The organism is Nostoc cf. edaphicum LEGE 07299, from assembly GCF_015207245.1.
In the GTDB taxonomy this organism is placed as follows: Bacteria; Cyanobacteriota; Cyanobacteriia; order Cyanobacteriales; family Nostocaceae; genus Nostoc; species Nostoc edaphicum_B.
In genome coordinates this window covers 1-4,529 of record NZ_JADEXF010000439.1, presented here as the reverse complement: position 1 = coordinate 4,529, position 4,529 = coordinate 1, and the positions used below count along the sequence as shown (strand labels likewise).

The following is a 4,529-nucleotide window of genomic DNA, read 5'->3' as shown; positions in this document are numbered from 1 at the left end:
TACACATCCTATTGAGTTTAATTTAACTATGCAGTGAACTGAATTATCCCTCTGCTTTCCATTTCTTTCTAACGCAAATAATACCACTATATCGCAGGTTTTTTTTAATAATGCAATCAAAAGATTATTTATTTACGGCAATTGCAGCAACAATTTTAGCCATATTTAACACTCAGCCAAGCTATGCTGTCTCTATTATTTATGAAGAAGATATAGAAAGTAATATCAGTTTTGACAAAGTTACATACAGAGTAGGAAATAGAGAAGGTCAAGCATGGGTAACTGATATTAAACCGCTTCCACGAGGTGGCACACCAGGTTTACTTCGCGTATTGCGAGATGCTTTCCCAGACTGGAGGTTCTTGACAGCAGAACCTGAGACCAATCCTCTATACAGCCTAAACGGTGAGTTTAGAATCAACCAATATTATGCTTGTGGTAATCTCACTCTCTGCGGATCTCCTACAACTTCGTCTCTAATTAGTGGAGTTGGTGCTTTGCTTTCTGTTGATTACATTCCAGGAGAAGGAGATCCTGGGATATTAGACAATATCAATTGGATTCAGCGAGTTGTAAGTAATCATTCTGCAAGTTCTGGAACACACAATGACAAAGAGGACATTTTAGATACTAGGTCACTAGAAGAACCATTTTATTTTCCGAAGCAAAACTATAAACCCAATTTTTTTGATAGACCTTATAGAGGTGACTCCGAAAATAGCCATTACTGGAATGCTGAACTTTTCCTAGCTGAACGAGTTGGAAGAAATACAGTCATGATTTATGATGGTATCTCCTGGGGTTGGAGAAATCAAACAAAGCGTCGTCGTGAAGATTATTGTCCAGTCAAAAATATTAGCAGGGATGAGAACTGTTCCTATTATTATTTTTCTGACAATCTATCATCAGGTTATGAAGAAGATGCATTTCAGCTAAAAGAACTTACTCCAGGGAAAAAATTTTATGCCTATATTGACAATGACATCCCTGGAAATCGATGCAATCCAAACACATTGTTAGAAGCATATGATGATGGGTATCGTCATTGGATGAATGACGACAATGATAGTAGTCCAGTAGGAGATGGTTTCGGTTCTGCACTGACAGGTTTTGTATCCAATGATGGCAGTATCAATCTGAAAGTACGTCCTGCTAATGGTGGTCGTCGTGGTGGAGACCGAGGCAACTATGAACTTAATGTTACAGTGTTCAACAACGAGGCAGATTTTCCGTATGTTGTAGGTAGTAGCGGTGGTGGTGGAGTAGTAGTAGGTAGTAGCGGTGGAGGTGGAGTGCAGTATGATCCAATTCTTCCTAATGGGACTGAACAAGGATGGCAAGTCTTCCGTAACGTTCCTGGTTGTCGCTGGTACGACCCGCACACTCCCTACGGTTTTGAATTCCAAGCGCTTGACGACACATTATTTACTGAAATTCTAGATTTCCCTGTAGGCGACGACAATCGATTTACCGTTTCAGTAGGAGACAGAATACTTGGCGAATTTGGTGCAGGAGACAGCGTAGACTTTACATCATTATTTGGTTCTGGTATTTCCAACTTCAAAATCACTGGCATCGATTCCTTATTTGGTTCAACAGAAGAAACTGCTTTTCCCATTCAATTAGCATTTAATGATCGATACGGTAGTTTCAAAATGCGCCCATTTTCTCAAGAAAGTTCTCCTCAGTCTGTCCCCGAATCAACATCTGCATTGGGACTATTAGCACTTCTTTCGTGGGGAATAATAAAAGCGATGAAAATTCGCCTTGAAAAATAACCGTGAACCGTATCTACACCCTGCTATTTTCCCTCAGCATCATTCTCATCAACCCAATTGGTGCAATGCGTGGGGAAATCTGGACTCAACCAAAAGTATTTGCCATTAGCCTTATCTGCATACTTAACTTTTTAATGCTCTGGGAAGACAGAGAAAACCTAAAGCTGCCCCAAAGTTGGAAAATTAACAGGTTGCTGTGGGAAATATTTTTGGGAATTGGGTTGATTGCAACTCTCGCTAGTCCTTTCCCCTGGCGTTCTCTATTCGGTCAAGAACAGATGGGCGATGGCTTGCTTTACTGGCTACTTATCGCCATCTTCACTCTCAGCAATAGCCTACTGTTAAGGCTATACCCAGAACTAGCTTGTTCTCAACTACAAGGTTTAGTGATTGGTGGGGTAATTGTCGCCCTCAGCATCTTCCCCCAATCCCTTAACTGGCGCATTGATTACACTGCCACAACAGGGCAATTAATACAAGACAGCATCCTTCGGAGTACCATTTTTCAAAATCAGCAACCAATCGGCTTGTATTCCCATCGCGGTCATGCTTCATTTGTCCTAGCAGCAGCGGCAGTTATGACACTTGTTGGTTGGCAATGGCAATGGATAAACACACGCCTTGCTGCAATTGCTGGCATTTTAATTATCCCAGCTTTACTGCTGACTCAGACTAGGGCAGGATTATTAGCCTTACTGGTAGCGACTATCTACCTATTAGGACGCCAGTATTATAAGCTTTTATTCCCTGTAACACTGGTGTGTTTACTCATAATTGGCATTGCTACTAGCACCAGGCAGATAGATAATGCACCTTTGATTAGACAAATTACATCAGACCGAGTTTATCTGTGGGAAATGGCAAACCGTGGAATTAGTCAGCGTCCCTTACTTGGATGGGGGATGAATGGTTTCGGCTCGGCTTATCCCTATGTGCGCTACGGGAGAACAATAGCCAAAGTGATTCGTTTGGACGATTTTAGTTTCAACTACCAAGATAAAAAGGGGCAAATACAAACGGCACAGCTACCCACAACCAAAGCGCACAATCTAATTTTGGACACAGCTTTATCCGTAGGTTTACTGGGGATGGCATCCTACCTTACCCTGTTAGTATGGTGTCTGTGGCAGCTTATCAAATCACCTTATCGTGGAATTGAAGCAGTCTTTATTGCCTACCTCGCTTTTACGTTTACCTGGTTTGAGTGCGCCCAATTTACCCATCTAGCTTGGTGGTCGCTCAGTATATGTGGAATGTCCCGTGTCCCGAAAATCACACCTTAAAACCGCTCCCATCATCTGTTTGCTGTGTCTATTACTGGGCAGCACCCAGTCAAAGCCAGAGTCAGAATGGACACCACAGATGACAACAGAGTTTCGGGCGCGTTCCCAACAAGCAATTAGAAAATTTGCAGGCAGTAACTACGGTTCGACAGCCTTTGAGAACGAAAAAAGGTCTTACCCCAGGGCAATGATGGACTTTCTTGCCGGTAATCGAGAAAAAGCGATCGCCTTTCTGCAATCAGAAGACGCTGATGCTGATAGAAATGCTCACACCTTGGGAATTGACTTTTACTCTAGCTTTACCCTCAAAGGGCAAGTCCGAAAATACTTCTACTTTGGTAAATATCTTGACCCAAATTATCGCCAGCGCATGAAGAAAGCGATGGCGATTTGGACTGAAAAAGACCCACTGACACGTACCTTTCTTAGCCCTCGGAAATTTTGGTCGGCTTCAACTGATAACTGCGATACCTGGGTTGACTGCCGCAACACCGATAATTTAAAAGCCATACGGGAAGTAGCAGTTTATTTATTTGCCCAAGAAACAGGCAACGAAGAGACACGTAAAATATATAAAGAACATATCCGCCGCAATATTCGCACTCTCTACCAAATTGGACAAGGTGAGTGGGATTCGGAAAACTACTTGGGACACGCCGTTACTACTTATGTAAATCTCTACGATTTTGCATTAGACCCAGAGGTTAAATCTTTGGCCAAATCTGCACTCGATTGGTTTTTCACTGAAGGCGCTTTGAAATATTGGCGGGGTGGTTTCGGTGGTCCCTCTAAACGCGATTCTAGTCAAGGTAACTGTGTTTGGTGTTCTCTGGCAACTCATGAATTAGGTCTATACTTTGGTGATTCACCGCTGGCAGATCCCAAACCAGATGCCGACGAAGTACACCTAATTACCAGTAGTTACCGTCCACCATTAGCTGTTATTGCCTTGGCACGGAAGGAATTTAAAAAACCTCTAGAACTACTCAATTCCAAACCAACTTACGAAAACTGGAAACCAGGAGGAGACGCAGCACCCCAGTTTTACGAAACCCTTTATTTTGGTAACACGTTTCAACTGGGGACATTAGCTACTGGTTCTGGCGGGGACTGGAACGGGTTTAAAATGATGGCGTTCAATACTAAGCGAGGGGTGGATTACTTTATCGCAGCTACCGGAACAGACCCGACTTCAATATCTACTTCATCTATTGGTGGTGACAACGTTGCTCAGTACCGAAATTTGGTAATCTGGCTCAATAATAAACCACTAGCACCGTTTCAATTTTTCTTACCTAAATCAGCTTTGATTGAAACTCGGTTGGGTGTAACTTTCATCAGTTACGAAAAAACATGGCTGGCGTTAACACCAATTAATTTGCACCTGGAAGGGATTAATTTAACAGCAACACAGAAAATTCAGTCACGATATCCTGACGATCAAATTTTCACGGCGGCGGGTACTGGG

Annotated in this window: 3 protein-coding genes; all 3 read left to right on the top strand. The window is 42.6% G+C overall.

Annotation, left to right across the window (positions count from 1 at the left end):
• The first annotated feature begins 110 nt into the window (after window positions 1-110).
• The gene (locus tag IQ229_RS24065) at window positions 111-1,778 is read left to right on the top strand and encodes a hypothetical protein (protein WP_228013465.1); all 1,668 of its coding nucleotides are present in this window, start codon (window positions 111-113) and stop codon (window positions 1,776-1,778) included.
• 2 nt (window positions 1,779-1,780) lie between these two features.
• The gene (locus IQ229_RS14280; RefSeq protein ID WP_322743987.1) at window positions 1,781-3,061 is read left to right on the top strand and encodes an O-antigen ligase family protein; all 1,281 of its coding nucleotides are present in this window, start codon (window positions 1,781-1,783) and stop codon (window positions 3,059-3,061) included.
• 79 nt (window positions 3,062-3,140) lie between these two features.
• Window positions 3,141-4,529 (top strand): hypothetical protein (locus tag IQ229_RS14275; protein WP_194044729.1); only part of this gene is annotated, 1,389 nt, incomplete at its 3' end.

What these genes read in the sequence shown, in the direction of transcription:
- IQ229_RS24065 (WP_228013465.1), top strand. Translation starts at nt 111, where the DNA reads ATGCAATCAAAAGATTATTTATTTACGGCAATTGCAGCAACAATTTTA.